The following is a 23904-nucleotide window of genomic DNA, read 5'->3' as shown; positions in this document are numbered from 1 at the left end:
CTGGAGGATGTGCTGCAAATCGGTTATGGCGACGTGCGCTGCGCCGAATCTGGCGGTCCGGAGCCAGGCGTTGGTTGTGCAGGACGCGGCGTCATTACCGCCATCAACTTCCTCGAAGAAGAAGGAGCCTACGTACCCGATCTCGATTTTGTTTTCTATGACGTGCTGGGTGACGTGGTGTGCGGTGGCTTTGCCATGCCCATCCGTGAAAACAAAGCTCAGGAGATCTACATCGTCTGTTCCGGGGAAATGATGGCGATGTACGCCGCCAACAACATCTCCAAAGGGATCGTGAAATATGCCAAATCCGGCAAAGTGCGTCTCGGCGGATTGATTTGTAACTCACGCCAGACCGACCGGGAAGATGAACTGATCATCGCGCTGGCGGAAAAGCTGGGTACCCAGATGATCCACTTCGTTCCGCGCGACAATATCGTCCAGCGTGCCGAAATCCGCCGCATGACGGTGATCGAGTACGACCCCACCTGCAACCAGGCCAATGAATACCGCACCCTGGCAAGCAAAATCGTCAACAACACCATGATGGTGGTGCCGACGCCCTGCACCATGGATGAGCTGGAAGAACTGCTGATGGAGTTCGGCATTATGGATGCGGAAGACACCAGCATCATTGGTAAAACCGCCGCAGAAGAAAACGCGAGCTGATGCCCCAGGCCTAACAGGAGTCCTCCATGAGTAACGAAACAGCGGAGCGTAATCTGGCGATCATCCAGGAAGTGCTGGAGATCTACCCGGAGAAGACGCGCAAAGAACGCCGCAAACACATGATGGTGACCGACCCGGAAATGGAGAGCGTCGGTAAATGCATCATCTCCAACCGCAAATCGCAGCCAGGCGTGATGACGGTGCGCGGTTGCGCCTATGCAGGATCGAAAGGGGTGGTATTTGGTCCGATCAAAGATATGGCCCACATCTCGCATGGCCCGGTCGGTTGCGGCCAGTATTCACGCGCGGGCCGTCGTAACTACTTCACTGGGGTTAGCGGTGTCGATAGCTTTGTCACCCTCAACTTCACCTCGGATTTTCAGGAGCGCGACATCGTGTTTGGTGGTGACAAAAAGCTCACCAAACTGATTGAAGAGATGGAAGAACTGTTCCCGCTCACCAAAGGGATCAGCATTCAGTCGGAATGTCCGGTCGGGTTGATTGGCGACGATATCTCTGCCGTCGCCAAAGCCAGCGAAAAGGCGATTAACAAGCCGGTGGTCCCGGTGCGCTGCGAGGGTTTTCGCGGCGTATCGCAATCCCTCGGTCATCATATCGCCAACGACGTGATCCGCGACTGGATCCTTGATAACCGCGAGGGCAGACCCTTCGAAACCACACCTTACGATGTGGCCATTATCGGCGACTACAACATTGGCGGTGATGCCTGGGCCTCGCGCATCCTGCTGGAAGAGATGGGGCTGCGTGTGGTGGCGCAATGGTCAGGTGATGGCACCCTGGTTGAAATGGAAAACACCCCGTTCGTAAAACTCAACCTGGTGCATTGCTATCGTTCGATGAACTACATCTCGCGCCATATGGAAGAGAAGCACGGTATCCCGTGGATGGAATACAACTTCTTCGGACCGACCAAAGTGGCTGAGTCGCTGCGCAAAATTGCCGATCAGTTTGACGACACCATCCGGGCCAATGCCGAAGCGGTAATCGCCCGATATCAGGCGCAGAACGATGCCATCATCGCGAAATATCGCCCACGGCTGGAGGGGCGCAAAGTGCTGCTGTATATGGGCGGACTGCGGCCACGCCATCTGATCGGGGCCTATGAAGATCTCGGCATGGAGATTATCGCCGCAGGTTACGAGTTTGGTCATAACGACGATTACGATCGTACCCTGCCGGATCTGAAGGAAGGCACCTTGCTGTTCGATGATGCCAGCAGTTATGAGCTGGAAGCCTTTGTAAAAGCGCTGAAACCGGACCTTATCGGCTCAGGCATCAAAGAAAAGTACATATTCCAGAAGATGGGCGTCCCGTTCCGCCAGATGCACTCCTGGGACTACTCCGGCCCCTATCACGGCTATGACGGCTTCGCCATCTTTGCCCGGGATATGGATATGACCCTGAACAATCCCGCCTGGGGCCAGTTAACCGCGCCCTGGCTGAAGTCCGCCTGACATCTCTTTTGCAATCCCGTCAGTTCACCGATTTGTGGCGCGGGAGGAGAACACCATGAGCCAGACTGTTGATAAGATTCATAATTGTCATCCCTTGTTTGAACAGGATGAGTATCAGACGCTGTTCAGTGGCAAACGATCGCAGGAAGAAGCCTGGGACCAGGCGCGCGTGCAGGAAGTCTTCCAATGGACCACCACCGCCGAATATGAAGCGCTGAATTTTAAACGCGAAGCACTGACCATTGACCCGGCCAAAGCCTGCCAGCCGCTGGGGGCGGTGCTCTGCTCGCTGGGATTTGCCAACACCCTGCCCTATGTCCACGGTTCGCAGGGATGTGTAGCGTATTTCCGCACCTACTTTAACCGTCATTTCAAAGAACCGGTGGCCTGCGTCTCTGACTCGATGACCGAGGACGCGGCAGTATTTGGCGGCAACAACAATATGAATACCGGGCTGCAAAATGCCAGCACCCTGTACCAGCCGGAGATCATCGCAGTTTCCACCACCTGCATGGCTGAAGTCATCGGCGATGATTTACAGGCGTTCATCGCCAACGCCAAAAAAGACGGTTTTGTCGATGCCAGCCTGCCGGTGCCTTTTGCCCACACGCCAAGTTTTATCGGCAGCCATGTCACCGGCTGGGACAATATGTTTGAAGGTTTTGCCAAAACCTTCACCGCGGACCACGTAGCCCAGCCGGGCAAATTCCCCCGGCTGAATCTGGTGACCGGATTTGAAACCTATCTGGGGAATTTCCGCGTACTGAAACGCATGCTGGCACAAATGGAGGTGCCCACCAGCCTGCTATCTGACCCTTCCGACGTGCTGGATACCCCGGCTGACGGCCATTACCACATGTACGCCGGCGGCACGACGCAGCAGGAGATGCGTGAGGCTCCTGATGCCATCGACACCCTGCTGCTTCAGCCGTGGCAGCTGGTGAAAAGCAAAAAAGTGGTACAGGAGATGTGGAACCAGCCTGCCACTGAGGTGCAGATCCCACTGGGACTGGCGGGCACGGACGAGTTACTGATGACCATCAGCCAACTGACCGGCAAAGCCATCCCCGATGTGCTGGCGCTGGAGCGTGGTCGACTGGTGGATATGATGCTGGATTCCCACTCCTGGCTGCACGGGAAAAAATTCGGCCTGTATGGCGATCCGGATTTTGTCATGGGACTGACGCGCTTCCTGCTGGAACTGGGCTGTGAACCCACCGTTATCCTCAGCCATAACGGCAATAAACGCTGGCAGAAAGCCATGAAGAAAATGCTGGAGGCGTCACCCTACGGGCAGGAGAGTGAAGTCTTTATCAACTGTGATTTGTGGCATTTCCGATCCCTGATGTTCACCCGCCAGCCGGACTTTATGATCGGTAACTCCTACGCCAAATTCATCCAGCGCGACACCCTGGCAAAAGGCGAACAGTTCGAAGTGCCGCTGATTCGCCTCGGCTTCCCGCTGTTTGATCGCCATCACCTGCATCGCCAGACCACCTGGGGTTACGAAGGGGCGATGAGCATTCTGACCACGCTGGTGAATGCGGTGCTGGAAAAAGTGGACAGAGACACCATCAAACTCGGCAAAACCGATTACGGCTTTGACCTTATCCGTTAACCAACACCTGCCCCGCCAGACGCGGGGCTACAGGGGGACAGTATGCCGATGGTTATCTTTCGTCGACGTGGGGCGGATTTGTATTGCTATATCGCCAAACAGGATCTGGAAGCCAAAGTGATCGCAGTCGAGCACGACACCCCGGATCGCTGGGGCGGTGCTGTGTCTCTGGAAGGGGGACGCCGCTACTTCGTCAGCGAGCAACCGGGACGGCCGGATTTTCCCGTCAGCCTGCGCGCCAGTCGCGATGCACAGAATTAAGGGGGAGTGAGATGTCTGACCACGATATTCTTTTCTGGCGCATGCTGGCGCTGTTTCAGAGCCTGCCGGAACTCCAGCCCGCACAAATCATGGCCTGGCTGACCCGCGATCAGGACGACGCGCTGACCCCGGCTCGCCTGGCGGCCTATACGCAAAGCCAGCTGGAAGCCTTTTTTCCTGGCGATGAGGTGCTGATGTCGCCGGGACGCTGGTCACGGGTAAAAGCCTGCCTGCGCGGTGAGCTACCGCAGCATCTGCGGGTGGCAACCTTTCCCCAACGCCGACCGCAGTTACAGGTGGCTTTTGCTTCACAGGATGGGTTGATGATCAATGGTCACTTTGGGCAGGGGCGGTTGTTCTTTGTCTACGCCTTTGATGATGACGGTTACTGGCTGCACAGCTTACGGCGTTATCCTTCTGCGCCACAGCAGGATGAAGCGAACGAAGTGCGGGCGCAGTTGCTGCACGACTGTCAGCTGTTATTTTGTGAAGCGATTGGTGGCCCTGCCGCTGCCCGGTTGATCCGCCACAATATCCATCCCATCAAGGTACCGACAGGACTGACCATCACCTCCCAGTGTGACAACATCAAAAAGCTGTTTGCCGGGCAGTTACCGCCGTGGCTGGCAAAACGCCTTGACCGCGCCAATCCGCTGGAATCACGCGTTTTCTGATCCGTTCTGACCCCATCAGACAAGGCTTGTCTTGTGGGGTCCCTTCCTGCGTTGTCTGTTTTGTCGTAAAGCCGACAACATTTTCTCCTTAAATATCAATGAGTATTTTCTGGTCCGGGATTTGCAACGACTCAGCTAACCCAATCAGTCAACGAGGTACCTATGAAGGGGAATGAAATCCTGGCCCTGCTGGATGAGCCTGCCTGCGAGCATAACCATAAACAAAAATCCGGCTGTAGTGCGCCCAAACCCGGCGCGACTGCCGGTGGCTGCGCTTTCGATGGGGCACAAATCACCCTGCTGCCGATTGCCGATGTGGCGCATCTGGTACATGGCCCGATCGGTTGCACTGGCAGCTCATGGGATAACCGGGGCAGTTTCAGCTCGGGGGCGCTGATTAACCGGTTGGGGTTTACCACCGATTTAAATGAACAGGACGTGATTATGGGCAACGGCGAGCGCCGCCTGTTTCACGCGGTTCGCCATATCGTCAATCGTTACCATCCCGCCGCCGTGTTCATCTACAACACCTGTGTTCCGGCCATGGAGGGCGACGATATTGAAGCGGTATGCCGCGCCGCAGCCACCGCCACGGGCGTACCGGTCATCGCGATCGATGTCGCCGGATTCTATGGCAGCAAGAACCTTGGCAACCGTCTGGCGGGAGAAATGATGGTGAAACAGGTGATAGGCGGGCGTGAGCCTGCTCCCTGGCCTATGGATACCCCTTTCCCGCCTGAACACCGCCACGATATCGGCCTGATTGGTGAATACAATATCGCCGGGGAATTCTGGCATATCCAGCCCCTGCTGGATGAGCTGGGCATTCGCGTGCTGGGCACCTTGTCCGGCGACGGGCGTTTTGCCGAAATACAGACCTTGCACCGTGCTCAGGTCAATATGCTGGTGTGCTCCCGCGCGCTAATCAACGTGGCGCGCGCCCTCGAACAACGCTATGGCACGCCGTGGTTTGAAGGCAGTTTTTATGGCGTGCGTGCCACCTCAGAGTCCCTGCGCCAGCTGGCCGCGCTGACCGGTGATCACGACCTGATGCAGCGCACCGAAGCCCTGATTGCGCGCGAAGAACGGGTGGCTGACCAGGCGCTGGCTCCGTATCGTGACCGGCTGCGCGGACGCAAGGCCCTGCTGTATACCGGCGGGGTAAAATCCTGGTCGGTGGTCTCGGCCTTGCAGGATCTTGGCATGACGGTGGTCGCCACCGGCACGCGCAAATCCACTGAGGAGGACAAGCAACGCATCCGGGAACTGATGGGCGAGGATGCCCTGATGCTGGATGAAGGCAACGCCCGCACCCTGCTTGATGTGGTCTATCGCTATCAGGCCGACATGATGATCGCCGGTGGACGCAATATGTATACCGCTTATAAAGCCCGGCTACCGTTTCTCGATATCAATCAGGAGCGTGAGCATGCTTACGCGGGTTACCACGGGATCGTCACGTTGGCACAGCAGTTATGCCAGACGCTGGAAAGCCCGATATGGTCACAAACGCACGCCCGCGCACCCTGGCACTAAAAGAAGGAGCAGGTTATGGCTGAAATCATTCGTTCTAAAAAACCGCTGGCCGTCAGCCCGGTGAAAAGTGGGCAACCGCTGGGGGCCATCCTTGCCAGCATGGGTTTTGAGCACTGCATCCCGCTGGTTCATGGCGCGCAGGGCTGTAGCGCCTTCGCTAAGGTATTTTTTATCCAGCATTTTCATGATCCCATTCCCCTGCAATCCACCGCAATGGACCCGATGTCCACCATCATGGGGTCCGACGACAATATCATTACCGCGCTCAACACCCTGTGTCAGCGCAATAACCCGAAAGCCATTGTGCTGCTGAGTACCGGGTTGTCTGAGGCTCAGGGCAGCGATATCACACGCGTGGTACGTCAGTTTCGCGAAGCGTCACCACGATATAAACATGTGGCGTTGTTAACCGTTAACACGCCAGATTTTTATGGCTCGCTGGAGAATGGCTTCAGCGCGGTGCTGGAAAGCATGATCGAGCAATGGATACCGGAGAAACCGCTGCCATCCGGGCGTAACCGCCGCGTCAATCTGTTGCTCAGCCATCTGCTCACCCCAGGTGATGTGGAGTTGCTGCGCAGCTATGTGGAGGCCTTCGGCTTACAATCGGTAGTGGTGCCAGACCTGTCGTTATCCCTCGATGGGCATCTGGCGAGCGGTGATTTCTCGCCGGTCACCCAGGGCGGCACAACCCTGGCCCAGATCGAGCAGATGGGCCAGAGTTTATGCACCCTGGCTATCGGGGTGTCGCTGGGACATGCCGCCACCCTGCTGGCCCAGCGCAGCCGTGGTGAGGTGATCGCCTTGCCGCACCTGATGACGCTGGAAACGTGCGATCAGTTTATCAACCAGCTGAAAGTCATTTCCGGTCGCAACGTGCCTGACTGGATTGAGCGCCAACGCGGGCAGCTACAGGATGCGATGATCGATTGTCATATGTGGTTGCAGGGGGTGCCGCTGGCGATGGCGGCGGAAGGGGATTTGCTGGCCGCCTGGTGTGATTTTGCCTGTAGCCAGGGCATGGTGCCCGGCCCGGTGATTGCCCCGGTGAGCCAGCGGGGACTCAGCCATTTGCCGGTCGGAAAAGTGGTGATCGGCGATCTGGAAGATATGCAGGACCAGCTGCACGACAACCCGGCGGCGCTGATGGTGGCCAATTCTCACGCGGCGAATCTGGCGCAGCAGATGGACATCCCCCTGATTCGCGCCGGTTTCCCGATCTATGACCGGCTGGGAGAATTTCGCCGCGTGCGCCAGGGCTATATGGGCATACGCGATACCCTGTTTGAGCTGGCGAATGTGATGAGTCAGCACCATCACACCCTCCCGGCATGGCACTCTCCGTTGCGTCAGCAATTCAGCCCGGGAGATCAGCATGCATCATGTTAACCGGCAGTTCAGCACCATCTGCGCGGAGGAATGGCCAATGAAAGTGGCTTTTGCCAGTTCGGATTGCCGCCACGTCGATCAGCACTTTGGTGCCACTCCGCGGCTGGTGGTATACGGGGTGAAACAGGATGACGCCATGCTGCTGCGGGTGGCCGACTTTTCCGTATTCAATGGGCATCAGGAGGAGAAAATAAGTTACCGCATCAACGCGCTGGAGGACTGCGTCACCCTGTATTGCGTGGCGATTGGTGAGAAGGTGTTCAGCCAGTTATTAAAGACTGGCGTACGTGCGGTGCGGGTACCGGCCAATACGCCGGTCAGCGCGCTGTTGCAGGAGATCCAACATTACTGGTACGACAAAGAACAACGTAAACAGCAGCGCCAGCGCAATCCGGATCGCTTCGCTCAGCTACTGCAAGAACACGAATGGCAGGATAAAGACGATCTCTAGTCGTTTCTCTGACACAACTGTGACAAACCTCACACGTAACCGCGACACAGGGCGCGGTTTTTTATTACCACAACTCCCTATCTCTCTGAATATTAATACTTTCCACTTCTGGTACTGCTTTTGCTTGGTTCTGTTATCCCGCTGTTGATTGCTGCGGGGAGATGCGCCAAGGCGCTTTCCGTCTGAGTACTGGGAGCTGAGAGCATGTGGAATTATTCCGAGAAGGTGAAAGACCATTTTTTTAATCCCCGTAATGCCCGTGTTGTCGATGACGCTAATGCGGTGGGTGACGTGGGATCGCTGAGCTGCGGCGACGCCCTGCGGCTGATGCTGCGGGTTGATCCGGAAAATGAAACCATCCTTGAAGCCGGATTTCAGACCTTCGGCTGTGGCAGCGCCATCGCCTCGTCTTCCGCCCTGACCGAGCTGATTATCGGACGCACCCTGTCCGAAGCAGAACAGGTCACCAATCAGCAAATCGCTGACTATCTCGACGGCCTGCCGCCGCAGAAGATGCATTGTTCGGTGATGGGCCAGGAAGCACTGCATGCGGCCATCGCTAACTATCGCGGCCTGAGTCTCGACGATGACCATGAGGAAGGCGCGCTGATCTGTAAATGTTTCGGCGTCGATGAGGGGCACATCCGCCGTGCGGTACTCACCAACGGCCTGACCACGCTGGAAGAGGTGATCAACTACACCAAGGCGGGCGGTGGCTGTACCTCATGCCATGAAAAGATTGAGCTGGCCCTGGCCAACATTCTGGCTAACGCCCCGCAGGTTGCCGCCCCGGCAAGCAGTGCAAAAGATCCCCACTGGCAGGAGGTGATGGAGACCATCACCGAATTGCGTCCCTACATTCAGGCCGACGGTGGCGATATGTCGCTGGTTGATGTCGCCAATCACACTGTTACCGTCAGCCTGGCTGGCAGTTGCAGCGGCTGCATGATGACCGATATGACGCTGGCCTGGTTGCAACAAAAACTGATGGAACGTACCGGTTGTTATATGGAAGTGGTGGCGGCTTAGGCCGTCGTGACTCACTGGAGAAACATGCCGATGAAACAGGTTTATCTGGATAACAACGCCACCACCCGTATTGACCCGATGGTGCTTGAGGCGATGATGCCTTTCCTCACCGAGTATTACGGTAATCCATCCTCGATCCACGATTTTGGCACGCCGTCGCGCGCCGCGTTAGAACGCGCACATCAGCAGGTAGCGGCACTGCTTGGCGCAGAACATGGCAGTGAAATTATCTTCACCTCCTGTGCCACCGAAGCCACCTCCACTGCGCTGCATAGCGCTATCGAAGCACAGCCGGACAGACGGGAAATTATCACCACTGCCGTTGAACACCCCGCTACCCTCGAGGTGTGCGAGCATCTGGAACGTCAGGGATACGTTATTCATCGGCTGGCGGTGGACAGTAATGGTGCGCTGGATATGGCGCAGTATCGCCAGGTGCTGAGTGACCGGGTAGCGCTGGTGAGTGTGATGTGGGCCAACAATGAAACCGGCGTGATGTTTCCGGTGGAGGAAATGGCCGGGCTGGCTCATGAATGCGGCGCGTTATTTCACTGCGATGCGGTTCAGGTCACCGGAAAAATTCCGATGTCCGTCGGGCAGAGCAGTATCGATATGCTTTCCTGCTCCGCCCATAAGCTGCACGGCCCGAAAGGTGTGGGTTGCCTTTATCTGCGGCGCGGCACCCGCTTTCGCCCGTTGTTGCGCGGCGGGCATCAGGAGCGCGGTCGGCGCGCGGGCACGGAAAATATCGCCGGTATCGTCGGGATGGGGATGGCCTGCGAACTGGCGCAGGTGCACCTGCCCGGTATGAGCAGCATTGCCCAGCTGCGCGACACATTGCAGGAAGGCGTACTGGCACAGATTCCCTCGGTAAAAGTGATGGGTGGTAATCAGCCACGCGTTCCCGGCACCGTCAATATCGCGTTTGAGTTTATCGAAGGGGAAGCCATTTTGTTGCTGCTGAATCAGGCCGGGATTGCCGCCTCCAGCGGCAGCGCCTGCACATCGGGATCGCTGGAACCCTCCCATGTGATGCGGGCGATGGACATCCCCTATACGGCGGCGCACGGCAGCATTCGTTTCTCCCTGTCGCGTTATACGCGGGAAAAAGAGATCGAGTACGTCATCCAGACGCTGCCGTCAATTATTGCCCGTCTGCGCCTGCTGTCACCTTACTGGCAGGATGGTAAGCCGGTTCAGCAACAGGCTTCATTTATGCCGATCTACGGTTAAGAAGGAAACGTTGATGTCCAGGGTGTTGATTAACGATACTACGCTGCGGGACGGGGAGCAGAGCCCGGGCGTCGCGTTTCGTGCCAGTGAAAAAATCGCTATTGCACAAGCGCTGTTTGACGCGGGTGTCACTGCGCTGGAGGTCGGCACGCCTGCCATGGGTGAGGAGGAGCGGACCCGTATTCAGCTGGTGCGCCGCCATCTGCCCGAGGCGACGTTAATGACCTGGTGCCGGATGAACCGCGAGGAAATACGCCAGAGTGCCGAGCTCGGGATGAACTGGGTGGATATCTCCCTGCCGACCTCAGAGAAACTGCGCCAGTACAAACTGCGTGAGCCTCTGCCGGTCCTGCTGCCGAGGCTGGCTGAATTGATTCGCTTCGCCCGCTCACTCGGTATGCAGGTGTGTGTCGGTTGTGAAGATGCCTCACGATCCCGCGATGAGGATCTGCGGCTGGTGGCGCAAGCCGCGCAGGAAGCCGGTGCGCAGCGGTTACGCTTTGCCGACACACTCGGCATACTCGATCCCTTCACCACCGCCACGCGTATCACCACCTTACGCAGCTTCTGGCCCGGTGAGATCGAGATGCATGCCCATGACGATCTGGGGCTGGCAACCGCCAATACGCTGGCGGCCGTGCAGGCTGGAGCCACCAGCGTGAATACCACGGTGCTGGGACTGGGCGAACGCGCGGGCAATGCTGCCCTTGAGACAGTGGCGCTCAGCCTCAGTCGCTGCCTGGACAGGGATTGTGGTATCAATTTTCGCCTGCTCCCGGCGCTGTGTCAGTCGGTGGCGGTTGCCGCGCAACGCATCATTGATGTCCAGCACCCGCTGGTGGGCGACCAGGTTTTTACCCATGAGTCCGGCGTCCATGTCGCCGCACTGCTGCACGATCGCGAGAGTTATCAGGCCATCGATCCCGAACTGGTGGGACGCGAATATCGGCTGGTGTTGGGTAAGCACTCCGGGCGTCAGGCAGTGGACGGGGTATTCAGCAAAATGGGCTACCGGCTGGATACGTTGCAAATCGATCTGATCCTGCCCGCCATCCGTCGTTTCGCCGAAAGCTGGAAACGCATCCCGCAGGATTACGAACTGATCGCCATTTATGACCAGCTTTGTGGAGAAACCGCCCAAACGCTAAGGGGTTAATATGCAATGGTTTTATCAAATCCCAGGGGTTGAGGCACTCGATACGGCGGAATCCTTTTTCACGTTCTTTGACGTTGATTACGATGCCGCACGACTGAAGCCCTGCTGCCTGCCGGTGTTACGCGATTTTCACCAGCGACTGCGCGACAACGTGCCTCTGCAAAACCATCTGGAAGCGGAACCACGTGGCCCCTGGCTGCTGGCGCGACGCTTGCTGACGGAGAGCTATCAGCTTCACACGCACGGGAGCCAGACATGAGGGCAAAATTTGCGTTAGGTGACGAAGTCAGGGTAATCCGCGCGATTCGTAATGACGGCACCATGTATGGTTACGCCACCGGCGAGCTACTGGTGCGGCGCGGCAGTACCGGCTTCGTGCGTGGATGCGGCACCTTCCTGATGGACCAGATTATTTATCAGGTCCATTTCCTCGCGACCGACATGATTGTCGGTTGCCGGGAGCAGGAAATTATCAGTGCGACGGCGTCCTGGCACGCGGGCCATTTTCAGTTTGGGGACAGCGTCACCTCACGCCATATCCTCACCTCTGACGGTAAGGTGGTGGTCCGGGCGGGAGAACGCGGCCGCATCGAGCGTACCGACCAGGGAGAAAATGGTGAAATTTACACGGTGATGTTTGGCGAACGTTGGTTTCAGGTGCCCGCCAGCGCCATCAGGTTGCTGGAGGAATAACACTCGTGGCTGAACTTTGGGAACGCTTTTCCCGGCAGCAGCTGAGTCAGTCGCGCTGGCAATGTCAGCCGGAGTCGGTCCCCGCCGGTCAACAGGCGGAGTTTGACCGGCTGTGGCAGCGCCAGCGGCAGCTGGAATACGCCGTGGTCAGGGAAACCGGTGATGATTTCATCCCGGAAGCGGTTATCGCCAGCGTGACAACGTCACTTAATACGTCCCTGTCACAGCAGCTTTTTAGCGAAAATGAGCGGGCCTCGATCATCCGCCATCACGCCCGCATGGAAATGCAGCTGATGCGTGTGGCCGCACAGGCACCCGCGCCGGATGATTTACAGGTACTGGCATGGTACCAGCGTCATCAGGATAAATTCATGCGCCCGGAGCAACGCCTGAGCTGGCACCTGTTGCTGACCACGGAGAATGATGGTGCGGCGATACAGCGCCAGATCCAGCAATTCCACCAGCAGATAAGCGTATCGCGCCAGGCCTTCAGCACCCTCGCGCAACGCTATTCCCATTGCCCGAGCGCGCTGGAAGGAGGACGGATGGGCTGGATCAGCCAGGGCTTGCTCTTCCCCGAGCTGGACAGCGTGCTGTTTCAGATGAAGCCCAACGCCCTGAGTCAGCCAATTGAAACCGCACTGGGCTGGCATTTGCTGTGGTGTGAACTGATTCGCCCTCCCGCGCCGATGGAACGGGAGGCTGCTTTGGCGCAGGTTCGGACAATGCTGCATCAGCAGAACCAGCAACGCTGGCAGCGACAATGGCTGAAGCAGATGCTGATACGGTATTTGAGCCCATAATGCCCTTATTGATGCTACCGCTGCCCTGGTGCGTCATTGCCTTTGTTTTTTCGACAGAACCTGACTCACGAATTAGTGCGTTCCCGAATTTCTTTTACGTAGGCTGGCAATCTGTTTTCCAGGATATTTACACCTCTGCCAACCTGAGGGGCAAGGAATGGTACTTCGGCTTTTAAGTAATGGCTCTCTACCAACTTTGTACCAAGGGATACCCCATCGAGCAATAACCCTTTGAGGCCCTTCTTAAGGGCTTCCTCAGTAAATTTGGTTTTTTCTGCAAAGGTATCTGCATTTAAGGCCTTGGCCTCACCTTTAAGCAAAGTAATACCGAATCGTGCAAGTGATTTTATTAATACGGCAACGATGCCACAGCCCGGAGCGAAGGTCACTGCAAAATTTAAGGCAAGCGCTGTGTTATCAATAAGAGAGTCAATCATTCTCTCCCCCTTCGTTCGAACCCTGCTGTCCATATCTTTTTCCATCCGGGTAATAACGGTGTTATAAGTATGTTCATTTATATCTGCCTGATCGGTGAGTGTCAGCGATGACTGTATGTCATCAGCACCTTTCATGCGATTAAATGTGCGTATATCTCCAAAGTTTGCTGCAGTAACTGAATTTTGGGTTTCTGCCTGCAGATGTTTAGTAATCCATTTTTTGATCTTCTCAGTACCGCGACCGCGAGAGCTATCATTGAACAGGATGTGGTCGCCTGATGCATTCCATGCTAATATTTTTTGACCTACACGTAATGCCACTACTTCCGTCAGTGCTTCATTACGAAAACTTATTGCCTTAGGTTGTAATGTACCGTCCGCACAACTCCCCAGCAGAGCTTTAAACTCTGGAGGAATGGCCGTACTGGCTTTTAATTCATTCGCTGTTGACGTGAATGACAAGTTATAGAAAATTTTTAAGTTTTCTTTAAATTTAGGGTTGGATTTATTTCTATTCATGTCGAGGTTAAACTGATCCATTACCCCCAGGCCAGATGTTTGTCTAAGACGGGAAGTACCAGGCAATAATTTATCCTGCAATTGTTCTGACGTATTCCTTGGCCAGTGAACTTTAAACTCATTGTAATTAACTTTCCCCTGCACCAGCTCTCTAAGAGTATAATAGCTACTATTTCCTGCATAAGCGCCAATATTCTCTTTTTCCAATCTTATTGTTGTGTCAGGTGTCAACCCTCCATCTTGCTGCGGGTAATTTTTGATAACATCTGTAATATATTTATCTATGTATGCCACTGCGTTCAGGTCAGGCCCAAGTCTGGCAAGCATGCCAGCTTCTATTTTTTGATAATATTCGTTCATTGCGGTTTTAATTTTTGCTGCGGGCAGCGAACGCCGGGTTTTTTCAACCTTATCGACAGAGTCTGTCTGAACAACAGGGGTTGGTGCTTTTGGAGGCTTTGGGGTCATCCGTCTTTTCAACGCTGACAACATGAAAGAACGCTTTGGTCGACTAAGCAGTTCAGTGTTTGCTGATTTTTCCTCTAACGTATAGCTATCGTGTTCTTCGGGAGAAAGAATTATCCCTTGTTCTATTCCGTTTTCATCAATAAAGATGCTTAAGGTACCGGCCTGAGTCAGAAACGAGTTTGATTCATCAACCGTTTCACCCTTTTTCTCCCTGATTGCAGGCTTCACTGCCGCCGCAATCCCTGCCCCGGCGGCTGCACTTGCCACTACCGTAAGGGCCAACATCAGACATTTCTTCAGATTGTTACTTTCACGACTTAAGGGCTCTGAAGTGGTGCCATATACACCGCCATACGATGGGGACAGTCTCACTGTCTGCGGGCCACCTTTTGCATTAACACCATCCGGTCCGGTAGCACTCTCCGGCTTTGTCCGGTGCATTATCATCTTCCTGAATTGTTCACTACCGCCCTTCAGGCCCGGCACACCCTCACCGGAAAGCAGCAGGAACAGCGACGACAGCAGCGCGCCCGACGCGGCCCCTGCAGCAGCCCCCGTCGCCAGTTGCCCCACGGTCAAATCTCTCTCAATGACAAATATACCCTGCTCCTTATCTTCCGGCGTCAGCTCCACTTCCTTCGTGAACAGTTTCATCATCTGATTTATCAACCAGTGAACAACATCATTCAGCCACTCTGTCGCTGCGTGTGTCATCAGTGTGTCAAGTTCAGCCTTTACGCTCACCAGTGCTGGGTCCTTGCTGGTTAGCAGTTGCGTCAAGGCTTCTGTCGCAAAATCCCCCACTGCCCCCATATCCGACAGCCTGAGATCCATCGGCAGGGCATCCAGGGTCTTCGTCATGACCTTCAGCTGTGCCTGCATGATCGTTGCCGGCGACACGTCCTCTCTGGACAGGGTATTTCGTATATCCTGATGAAGAGTAGCCTGAGTGGCATGCATTCGCGCCACATCCTCCTCTGTCATCTCCTTCAACGCAGCCGGATTTTTCAGATTATCCAGGCCAGTCTGCGCAAGGTCCAGCTCTCCCGTAAGACGAATTCTTTTTTCATCAGGCTGCATCTGCACGGCAACCTTCATTACATCCAGTTCGGCCTGCAGTGTACCAACCAGGTCAGTACCCGTTCCGCATTTTTTCTGCAGAGTGGTCAGTTTTTCCTCCAGGGCCAGGACTGTCTGCTGGCGTGATGCCAGCGTTTCGGGAGAGGTAGTATTCAGGCTGCTGCGCAAAAGAAAAGTCTGTTGGCACAACTGACTACGCAGTGCTGTTCGTTCACCGAGCTCCATAGTCCGGATTACATTCCATGCCTTATTCATGGCCGGGATGTAGGGCAGAACACCGGCTATATGACGCAGAATCGGTGAATCACCGACGTATGACTTCAGGGCAGCGCTGAGAGGCTCAAGTAATTTTCGGGCCTGTACGTTATATTCCTGCTGTATTGCACGTTTGATTTCCAGCGCCACCCGTGGCTCCAGTACGGCATGCATCAGTGCTTTGTCCACTGCGGTCAGTTTCGCCGGGTCTGCCTCCGAATACGCTTTCAGCCACTCTGCGGTATTCCCGCTCCAGTTAATGGGTACATGATTACCACCGAAACTTTTGAGCACCACAGCCACAGTGGCCAGCAGAGTTTCAACTGTGGCATTTTTATAATCCGCGGGATTATTTTTCACATCCTCTTTAATGAAGGAAATCACATCACGATAAAGCCTGACCGGGTCATTGAGCGATTGTCCGGCTGAATAAGGGCTTAGCCTGAAATCATTCCCTTTTTTCAATACCAGCCAGATGGCTTTTGCAGCGTCCACGGTCACTCCGCAGGTTTTCTCCAGTGCTTTAATTGATATATTCTTCAGTGCAGTCAGTGATTTCCCTGTATCAAGAAGTTTCAGTGCTTCCCAGGCTTTTCCTGTGGTTCCTGACGCGTTCACTACCCCTCCCAGTCGGGACAAGGTGGTATTATCCTGCAGAAGGGAACCAACGGCCCCCAGATTATCATTCAGACTGAAGTCTGCTCGGGTGACTATTTCTGACAGACCCGGCATCGTTTTCAGTGCCATCATCCAGTCTCCGGCTGTACCCTCAACAGGGAACCTGGCCAGAGGTTGCGCATACTGCAGCAAAGTTGTGTGCGCATATTCGGCTTCCTCAGCATTAAACGCCAGCGTCTGCGTAAGCCACTGTTTGTCTGCTGCTGCCAGCGTTTCGCGGAATGAATCATTTGTCAGGGCTGTTCGCAGCCATTGCAGGCAGGCCACTTTATCGGCCATTCCCGGCCATGCGGGGAGTCCTTCCACGTGCAGCTTTCCGGACTCTATACCCTGAGCCATTTTTTCTCCGACCTTCAGTGGAAGCATCATCCATTCAGGTACCACGTTGTCCATCAGAGACCGGACCAGGTCCTGGGTAGTGATGGTATTGTTGTTCCACTGTTGTAACTGCCCACCCAGCGCAAACAACGGCATCGCGCCCTCTACGACAGAGGCCAGCCCCGGCATTGCGCCTAATTTTTCCACCGGTACTTTCAGCTTACTCAGGTCAGATGACGTCAGCCCCTGATGCAGTACGTCCGCCACATCACAAAGGATATCGGTAACCCGAAAAACAACCGAGTCCGGATTCAGGCAGTTCCGCGCGATGTTCAGTTCCTCTGTCAGTCCCTTTAAGTGGTCAGTCAGGCTTCCATTCCCGGACAACAGGATTGCCCGGGCTTCCCGGATCAGCTTAATCACTGGCACAAATGCTTCTGCGACATCCCTGCGCATACCGGTCAGTTTCAGACCCGTTTCAAGCAGGATTTCGAGAGCCCTCTGTTGCAGGCAGTCCTTCATGACATTTTGCAGTGACTGTCTGGCCTGAACGGAGAAATCCTGTTCTGCAGGCTCTCCCGGCAATACAGATTTTGTGGCTGCGGGACTGACCTGGTCAGAGATAAATGACATCAGCTTTTTTGCCTGCGTTTTATCCAGATGCTTTGCGCTATGTGGAAGGGACAGGCCGGTATCTTTTTCAAATTCTTTCTGGAACTTATCGTTGCACAGGACGCCATCCAGAGTCTGACAAACACTTTCATCCTGTTGCCATTCTTCCTCCTTAGTCATTCTGTCGTGCAGTTGCCGGAGGGTATCGTGACCGATTTTTTCAGGTGCGGGCTGTGCCGGGGAATTCAGTTCCTTAATCACGGATTTGAGTTCATGGAGACTCAGACGTTGAGAGATAGAAGGAGAAGAAGAAGATGATGATGAGCGCATAAAAAAAACCTTTAACCCTATAAATACAAAATTAGTTACCCGTGATGATGACTAATGTATTCAGGGGAGGCTTTCAAAATTCGGTGGAAATTTATGGATTTCCGCAACGGGTGAAGTACCGTACCGCGCAGAGGTTCTGTCGCATTAACGGTGGCAGACCGTAGGGAACCCCCGGTCCAAATGTGTTAGTTCTGCTCTATTTACATCCTGCGGTTATACACTTCATGAGCTTACGGGGCTTAAATTAATCAGTACAGCTAAGGATAAGCCAGAGTTCCTTAGCTGCCGAACGCCCGTCACTTTCCTGACTATGGCGTGAAATACGACAGCGGGGCGTTTGTGCCGATTTTTCTGTTTGGTTTGTGGCGCGATTGATTGCGCCACGTAATCCATCGTTTATTTAGTCAGTTCCGCTGACAGGTAAGCACCGTTATCCACACGTGCACCGGTGATTTTGTAAGAGGCACCGGCCTGTTTAGCCTGAGCGGCGATTTTGGCTTCTGCGCCATCCAGGGTTGAAGCGGAAGCGGTGATGCTCTGTGCGAAGCTGCCGAAAGAAACCAGTGACAGGGCCGCAACTGCAACGAAAGTTTTGATAGATTTCATGGTCAATTCCTCAGAGATAGTTTTTAGTGGATGGGGCGTTGTGCCCAGATGTGAGAGAGAATAGACCTGTAGACCGGCGAGTAAAAGCTGAGGGATTTGCTGAAAAAATTCAAAAAAATTGAATGAGAAATGCACAGCAAATTGCGTCACAGCAACGCTGGCAGCGGCAATGGCTGCAACAGATGCTGATATGAATTTATGATGAAACAATCGAAGGAGGCCGCATCAGCCATAATAAAAGCCACTGACAGCCCCCGTCCGGGCGTTTACAGAATATGCTGTGCCCGACGCAGTTCAGCAATCATTTGTTCCGCTGCCGGTGATTGCGGATAGGCAGCATGAGTGACCGCATAGTGGGTCACGGTCCATGTCGGTGAATCCGGCACCTTCACCAGAGGGATACACGCCTGCATCAGTTGCGCATAATGATGCGGTAAAATCCCCACCACATCTCCGGCGGCAATCAACATCGCCACCGCTTCGATACCGACTGCTTCGGGGCCCCGGCTCAGGTGCAGCCGGGCCAGCGCGTCCTCAACGAAGGGTTGCTGCGCCCGGTACACCAGCGGCAGCTGTCGGGCACGCAGTTCATGACCCGCAAGGGTGTACAGACCATGCGACTCGGCAAATAACTCGGCGTAATGCAGCGAAGGTGTTTTCTGATAATCCATCACCCCTTTGATGGCAATATCCAACCTTCTGTCGAGCAGGGCCTGAATCAATTGCGATGCCGTCATGACGCTAAGTGACAGCTGCACCTGTGGCGCCCGCTGGCGCAGGGCGCGCAAGGCCTGTTGCAGATGTGAGGCACTGTGGCTGATCACATTATCGGTGATCCCCATCACAAGCGGCCCTGAAATCACGCCCCGGCTGGCATCCATCGCCGGGAAGATGCGATCCAGTGCACCGAGCGCTTCACGCGCATAAAGCAATGCCGACTCACCCGCCGCCGTCAGCTCAAAGCCTTTTGGTCCGCGGGTACAGAGCGCGGTGCCGAGTGTTTCTTCAATCGATTTAATCTGACGACTGATGGTCGCTTTGGTCATGTTGAGAGATTTTTCAGCAGCAGAAAATCCGCCAGATTGCGCCACAACGCAGAATATCCTCAGGGCGCGTAAATCTTTTTCGTTCAGTGTCCGGGGTTTCATGGTTGCTGTTTCCGTAACCGTGATTGCAAATAAGATCAGTTTTCCTGGTGAAGACGCCTCCCTACACTCGCCTCAGTTCGTATTTCGCCAATACCAGGAAATCATTATGTCTTTACCGTTAACAGTGCCACCGCAAACTAATCATAAATCACTGCTGTTTTCCGAATTAGCCCTCGATCTCGATAATTTGCAAGCACATTTTGCCGTACTGGGCATGCCTTATGGCGCTGCCTACACCCCACAGGACTACAACAACGACCAGGTACGTGCACCCACCGCCATTCGTCAGGCGTCTGACCGGGTGATCCGAGGTCCTGAGCGCTATGACTTTGATATTGATGGCCCGCTGTTGCAGGGACGGAATGATGTCCGCTTTGTCGATTGTGGTGACGTGCCTGCTGACCTTAACGATCCGCGTGGTCATTTCGTCCGTGCAGAACAGGCGGTACGCAAAATTCTCGCGGCGGGAGCCATTCCCATCGTTTTAGGTGGTGACCACGGCATCACCAACCCGATTCTGCGTGCCTTTGACGACCAGGGGCCAATCACCATCGTGCATCTTGATGCACATCTCGACTGGCGTGATGAGGTCAATGGCGTGCGTGATGGTTTATCCAGCCCGATGCGTCGTGCGTCTGAGCTGCCGTTTGTAAAAGACATCATTCAGATTGGCATGCGTGCCTCAGGCAGCGCGCGTCAGGAAGAAGCCGATTACGCCCGTGAATGGGGGGCCAAAATCATTACCGCGTATGAGTTGCACGATCGCGGTATGGACGCGGTGCTGGAGCAAATCCCGGAGGGTGGCCGTTATTACCTGACCATCGACGCGGACGGTTTTGATCCTGCGGTGATGCCCGCGGTGGCAGGTCCGGCACCGGGCGGCGTCACCTTTGTTCAGGCGCGTAAACTGATCCACGGATTAGTGAAAAAAGGACGTGTGGTAGGTATGGACATTGTGGAAATTCAACCCGCAAAAGACGTGCACCAGCTCTCCTGCATGACCGCAGGCCGTCTGGTGCTCAATTTAATTGGCGCGGCGATTCGCGCCGGATACTGCGACAGCAACGTTTAATCTTTTGGAGGACGTATGACTCTTCGTTCACTTCTGCTCAGTGCGCTCCTGTTTTCCTCGTTATCTCAGGCCGCCGAAACCATCCGCGTAGCGATTGACCCGACCTTCCCGCCGATGGAGTTTATCCAGAACAACCAGCGGACCGGCTTCGATGTGGACTTAGCCGCCGCGCTGTCAAAGCAGATGGGGCGTCCGCTGGTGTATACCGATATGGATTTTAAGGCGATGGTGCCGTCTGTACTGGCCGGTCGTCAGGATATTGTGTTGTCCGCAATTTACATCACTGATGACCGCAAAAAAGTGGTGGATTTCACCGACCCTTATTTCGCTGCGGGCCTGGTGGTAATGGTGAAAAAAGGCGATACGCGGATCAAAACCCCTCAGGATCTGGCGGGTAAGCGTGTCGCGGTGCAGGTCGGAACCAAATCGGTCAAAGTGATGGCGGATGAATTCCCCACCGCAAAGACGATAGAAGTGGAAAAGAACGAAGAGATGTTTAACGCGCTAGAAGCAGGCCGCGCTGATGCGGTGGTGACCGGCAAACCGGCGGCACTGTTGTACAGCAAAACCCGCGGAACCACGCAGATTTTGGCGGAGCCGGTAACCCATGAAGAGTACGGTATCGCCGTCAGCAAACGTGAACCGGAGTTGCGTCAGCAGCTGAATGATGCGCTGAAAGCCATCAAAGCCAACGGCACTTATGACGCGTTGCAGAAAAAATGGTTTGGCAACGCAGCGCAATAAGCCGGGGTGAGCATGGTCGAATTTGATTTTACGCCGGCGTTTGCCGCCTGGCGCGATCTGCTATCAGGAGCCGGGGTGACGATTGAAGTCACCCTGTGCGCCCTTTTGATCAGTTGTTGTCTGGGAACCTTAATCGGTCTGGGGAGGCTTGCTCCCCAGCGTAAGCTGGTGTGGTGGTTCTGCAACAGTTACGTGGTTTTCGTGCGTGGTACCCCGCTGCTGGTGCAGCTGTTTATCCTTTACTTTGGTCTGCCCTATTTCAATATCGTCATTCCCGCCTTTGTCTGCGGCATTATCGGTCTTGGATGCTATTCGGCAGCCTACGTCTCTGAGCTGGTGCGTGGCGCGATCCTGTCTATTGATCGTGGGCAAACCGAAGCAGCGCGCTCGATGGGCATGTCCGGTGCGCAGGCGATGCGGCTGATTATCCTGCCGCAGGCGCTGGTGCGCATGGTGCCGCCGCTGGCGAATGAGTTTATTGCGTTAACAAAAAACTCGGCGCTGGTGTCTTTGGTTACCATCCACGACCTGATGCATGAGGGGCAAACAGTGATCAGCGTGTCCTATCGTTCGCTGGAGGTGTATATCGTGATCGCCTTTATCTACCTGCTGATGACCAGCAGCACCATGCTGTTATTGCGTCTGGTGGAGAAAAAACTGCGTGCGGGAGGGATGGTGCAATGAATCCAGCCATCATTGAGGCGGTTAACGTCGAAAAATATTTTGACCAGCACCATGTCCTGAAGGGTATCAGCCTGTCGGTGGCGCGCGGCGAGGTGGTGGTGATTATTGGTCCGAGTGGTTCGGGCAAAAGCACGTTTTTACGTTGCTGCAATGGTCTGGAGGTGGCGCAGCAAGGCAGCATCCGGCTGTGCGGCCAGCATCTGTTGCAAAATGGGAAAATGTTAGCCGAGCCGGACCTGAATCTCCTGCGCCGTCAGGCAGGCATGGTTTTCCAGTCATTTAACCTGTTCCCCCATCTGTCGATTCTCGACAATGTGGCGATCGGGCCACACAAAATACTGAAACAAGGCAAGGCGTTTGCGCAGCAGCTGGCAATGCAACTGCTGGAAAAAGTGGGTCTGGCACACAAAGCCGCAGCGATGCCCGCCAGCCTGTCTGGCGGACAAAAACAACGCGTCGCCATAGCCCGCGCCCTGGCGTTGCAGCCCGAAGTCATGTTGTTTGATGAGCCAACTTCCGCCCTGGATCCCGAGTTGACCACCGAAGTGCTGCAGGTGATGAAACAGCTGGCCCAGGACGGCATGACGATGATCATTGTGACGCACGAGATGAATTTTGCCCGTGAGGTGGCCGATCGTCTGGTGGTGATGGAAGACGGAATGATCGTAGAACAGGGGCCGACACAGCAGCTGTTTTCTGGCCCGCAACATCACCGCACCCGTGCGCTGTTACAGCATATAAGGGTCGAACTATGAGCATTAATCTGCGCGGCAGCGAACGTCTGAACCGCGCATTTACCGGCATTCCCACCTTCCTGCGTGCCAATTACTGCCCCAGCCTGAGCGAACTGGATGCCGATGTCGCGGTATTTGGCGTGCCGTTTGATGAAGGTTCGCCCTGGCAGCCCGGCACCCGATTTGCGCCGCGCAGTATCCGCGAACATTCGATGCGTTTTGCACCAACCGGTTTTTTCGACATTTCGCGCCAGCAGCACTTTCTCACCGATGTGATAACCCAGGGTCGCCTGGTGGATGTGGGGGATGTGGATGTGCTGCCGACTAACGTGATCGGCACCCATGACAATATCAGCGCCATGACGCAATTGATTCGCCAGCGTCAGGCGATACCGCTGGCGATCGGTGGCGACCATTCCGTGTCATGGCCACTGATTCGCGGCATCCAGGAACCCTTGCATGTCGTCCAATTCGATGCACATCTGGATTTTGCCCCGGTCACTAACGGTGTGCATTACAGCAATGGTCAGCCCTTTCGTCACATTATGGCGTTGAGTCAGGTACAGAGCCTGACACAGGTGGGGATTCGCAGCCTGCGGGTGCGTCCCTCCGAATTCAGCGACGCCACGGCGCAGGGCAGCACCATTATCAGCCAGCAACAGTTTCGCCAGCGTTCACCGCTGGAGCTGTTTGAACATCTTCCCGTGGGTGAAAAATGTTATATCAGCATTGATATTGATGTGCTGGATATGGCGTTGGTCCCCGGTTGTGCGTCCGCAGAGCCAAATGGCATGCGCTATGACGAACTGATGGCGGCATTGCTGGCACTGATCGGGCGAATGGACGTGGTGGGGATAGATCTGGTTGAGGTTAACCCGCAGCTGGATGTGGCGACCGGGGTGACATCTTATCTTGCCGCACATGTGCTGGTGGAGTTGCTGGGGCATCTGCTGCTGCCCCGGCCCGGCTGACAGGACGATAAAAGGTCGCCTGGCGGCGACCTGATAATGTTATTTTGTCAGTTCCGCTGACAGGTAAGCACCGTTATCCACGCGTGCACCGGTGATTTTGTAAGAGGCACCGGCCTGTTTAGCCTGAGCGGCGATTTTGGCTTCTGCGCCATCCAGGGTTGAAGCGGAAGCGGTGATGCTCTGCGCGAAGCTGCCGAAAGAAACCAGTGACAGGGCCGCAACTGCAACGAAAGTTTTGATAGATTTCATGGTCATTTCCTCAAA

At 55.1% G+C, this 23904-nt stretch carries 23 protein-coding genes; 19 read left to right on the top strand and 4 right to left on the bottom strand.

Annotated elements, in window-relative coordinates; all coding sequences use genetic code 11:
• The 14 genes from nifH to nifM form a co-directional block, all read left to right on the top strand.
• Positions 1–666: nitrogenase reductase (gene nifH, locus PW844_RS12730; RefSeq protein ID WP_299452026.1), on the top strand; the 666-nt coding region annotated here is incomplete at its 5' end.
• A gap of 26 nt (positions 667–692) precedes the next feature.
• Positions 693–2141 (top strand): nitrogenase molybdenum-iron protein alpha chain, encoded by a 1449-nt coding sequence (gene nifD / locus PW844_RS12725; RefSeq protein ID WP_299452025.1) that lies wholly within the window; start codon positions 693–695, stop codon positions 2139–2141.
• Positions 2142–2196: 55 nt separating this feature from the next.
• Entirely contained in the window at positions 2197–3759 is a 1563-nt protein-coding gene (nifK, locus tag PW844_RS12720; RefSeq protein WP_299452023.1) for a nitrogenase molybdenum-iron protein subunit beta, read from the top strand.
• 42 nt (positions 3760–3801) lie between these two features.
• On the top strand, positions 3802–4020 hold the full coding sequence (gene nifT / locus PW844_RS12715; RefSeq protein WP_299452021.1) for a putative nitrogen fixation protein NifT: 219 nt from the start codon (positions 3802–3804) through the stop codon (positions 4018–4020).
• Between the two features lie 11 nt (positions 4021–4031).
• Complete coding sequence (locus tag PW844_RS12710) at positions 4032–4694, top strand: NifB/NifX family molybdenum-iron cluster-binding protein (RefSeq protein ID WP_299452019.1); 663 nt, start codon at positions 4032–4034, stop codon at positions 4692–4694.
• A 162-nt stretch (positions 4695–4856) separates the two neighbouring features.
• Positions 4857–6230, top strand: coding sequence for a nitrogenase iron-molybdenum cofactor biosynthesis protein NifE (gene nifE / locus PW844_RS12705; RefSeq protein ID WP_299452018.1), 1374 nt, complete (start codon positions 4857–4859; stop codon positions 6228–6230).
• A gap of 15 nt (positions 6231–6245) precedes the next feature.
• Positions 6246–7619, top strand: coding sequence for a nitrogenase iron-molybdenum cofactor biosynthesis protein NifN (nifN, locus tag PW844_RS12700; protein ID WP_299452016.1), 1374 nt, complete (start codon positions 6246–6248; stop codon positions 7617–7619).
• The gene (locus PW844_RS12695; protein WP_299452014.1) at positions 7606–8070 is read left to right on the top strand and encodes a NifB/NifX family molybdenum-iron cluster-binding protein; all 465 of its coding nucleotides are present in this window, start codon (positions 7606–7608) and stop codon (positions 8068–8070) included. The genes nifN and PW844_RS12695 overlap by 14 nt, the downstream gene beginning before the upstream one ends.
• A gap of 204 nt (positions 8071–8274) precedes the next feature.
• On the top strand, positions 8275–9099 hold the full coding sequence (gene nifU, locus PW844_RS12690; protein WP_299452012.1) for a Fe-S cluster assembly protein NifU: 825 nt from the start codon (positions 8275–8277) through the stop codon (positions 9097–9099).
• 30 nt (positions 9100–9129) lie between these two features.
• Positions 9130–10332, top strand: coding sequence for a cysteine desulfurase NifS (nifS, locus tag PW844_RS12685; protein ID WP_299452010.1), 1203 nt, complete (start codon positions 9130–9132; stop codon positions 10330–10332).
• Positions 10333–10345: 13 nt separating this feature from the next.
• On the top strand, positions 10346–11488 hold the full coding sequence (nifV, locus tag PW844_RS12680) for a homocitrate synthase (RefSeq protein WP_299452009.1): 1143 nt from the start codon (positions 10346–10348) through the stop codon (positions 11486–11488).
• A 1-nt stretch (position 11489) separates the two neighbouring features.
• On the top strand, positions 11490–11747 hold the full coding sequence (locus tag PW844_RS12675; RefSeq protein ID WP_299452008.1) for a nitrogenase-stabilizing/protective protein NifW: 258 nt from the start codon (positions 11490–11492) through the stop codon (positions 11745–11747).
• Entirely contained in the window at positions 11744–12181 is a 438-nt protein-coding gene (locus PW844_RS12670; protein ID WP_299452006.1) for a nitrogen fixation protein NifZ, read from the top strand. Before PW844_RS12675 ends, PW844_RS12670 begins: the two co-directional genes overlap by 4 nt.
• Positions 12182–12186: 5 nt before the next feature.
• Positions 12187–12984: a nitrogen fixation protein NifM gene (nifM, locus tag PW844_RS12665; RefSeq protein WP_299452005.1), complete on the top strand. Its 798-nt coding sequence runs from the start codon at positions 12187–12189 to the stop codon at positions 12982–12984.
• A 65-nt stretch (positions 12985–13049) separates the two neighbouring features.
• Here the strand turns inward: nifM and PW844_RS12660 are convergent, their stop codons facing one another.
• From PW844_RS12660 to PW844_RS12650, 3 genes are all read right to left on the bottom strand, one after another.
• On the bottom strand, positions 13050–17681 hold the full coding sequence (locus tag PW844_RS12660; RefSeq protein WP_299452004.1) for a hypothetical protein: 4632 nt from the start codon (positions 17679–17681) through the stop codon (positions 13050–13052).
• A 396-nt stretch (positions 17682–18077) separates the two neighbouring features.
• Complete coding sequence (locus tag PW844_RS12655) at positions 18078–18287, bottom strand: YdgH/BhsA/McbA-like domain containing protein (RefSeq protein WP_013508023.1); 210 nt, start codon at positions 18285–18287, stop codon at positions 18078–18080.
• Positions 18288–18553: 266 nt separating this feature from the next.
• Positions 18554–19435: a LysR family transcriptional regulator gene (locus PW844_RS12650; protein WP_084879048.1), complete on the bottom strand. Its 882-nt coding sequence runs from the start codon at positions 19433–19435 to the stop codon at positions 18554–18556.
• Positions 19436–19541: 106 nt separating this feature from the next.
• On the opposite strand from PW844_RS12650, the gene PW844_RS12645 reads away from it, so the two are divergent.
• The 5 genes from PW844_RS12645 to PW844_RS12625 are packed head-to-tail and all read left to right on the top strand — an operon-like array spanning position 19542 to position 23640.
• Positions 19542–20507: an agmatinase gene (locus PW844_RS12645; RefSeq protein WP_299452001.1), complete on the top strand. Its 966-nt coding sequence runs from the start codon at positions 19542–19544 to the stop codon at positions 20505–20507.
• Positions 20508–20522: 15 nt separating this feature from the next.
• On the top strand, positions 20523–21251 hold the full coding sequence (locus PW844_RS12640; RefSeq protein WP_299452000.1) for a transporter substrate-binding domain-containing protein: 729 nt from the start codon (positions 20523–20525) through the stop codon (positions 21249–21251).
• 12 nt (positions 21252–21263) lie between these two features.
• Entirely contained in the window at positions 21264–21935 is a 672-nt protein-coding gene (locus PW844_RS12635) for an amino acid ABC transporter permease (RefSeq protein WP_299451999.1), read from the top strand.
• Complete coding sequence (locus PW844_RS12630) at positions 21932–22690, top strand: amino acid ABC transporter ATP-binding protein (RefSeq protein ID WP_299451998.1); 759 nt, start codon at positions 21932–21934, stop codon at positions 22688–22690. The genes PW844_RS12635 and PW844_RS12630 overlap by 4 nt, the downstream gene beginning before the upstream one ends.
• The gene (locus tag PW844_RS12625; protein ID WP_299451997.1) at positions 22687–23640 is read left to right on the top strand and encodes an agmatinase; all 954 of its coding nucleotides are present in this window, start codon (positions 22687–22689) and stop codon (positions 23638–23640) included. Before PW844_RS12630 ends, PW844_RS12625 begins: the two co-directional genes overlap by 4 nt.
• Before the next feature lie 39 nt (positions 23641–23679).
• Here PW844_RS12625 and PW844_RS12620 read toward each other — a convergent pair whose 3' ends face one another.
• The gene (locus PW844_RS12620) at positions 23680–23889 is read right to left on the bottom strand and encodes a YdgH/BhsA/McbA-like domain containing protein (protein ID WP_013508023.1); all 210 of its coding nucleotides are present in this window, start codon (positions 23887–23889) and stop codon (positions 23680–23682) included.
• Positions 23890–23904 lie beyond the last annotated feature (15 nt).

The organism is Pantoea sp., from assembly GCF_028283705.1.
GTDB lineage: Bacteria > Pseudomonadota > Gammaproteobacteria > Enterobacterales > Enterobacteriaceae > Pantoea.
Note: the sequence above shows the minus strand (reverse complement) of the source record. Positions and strands in the feature narration are given on the sequence as shown.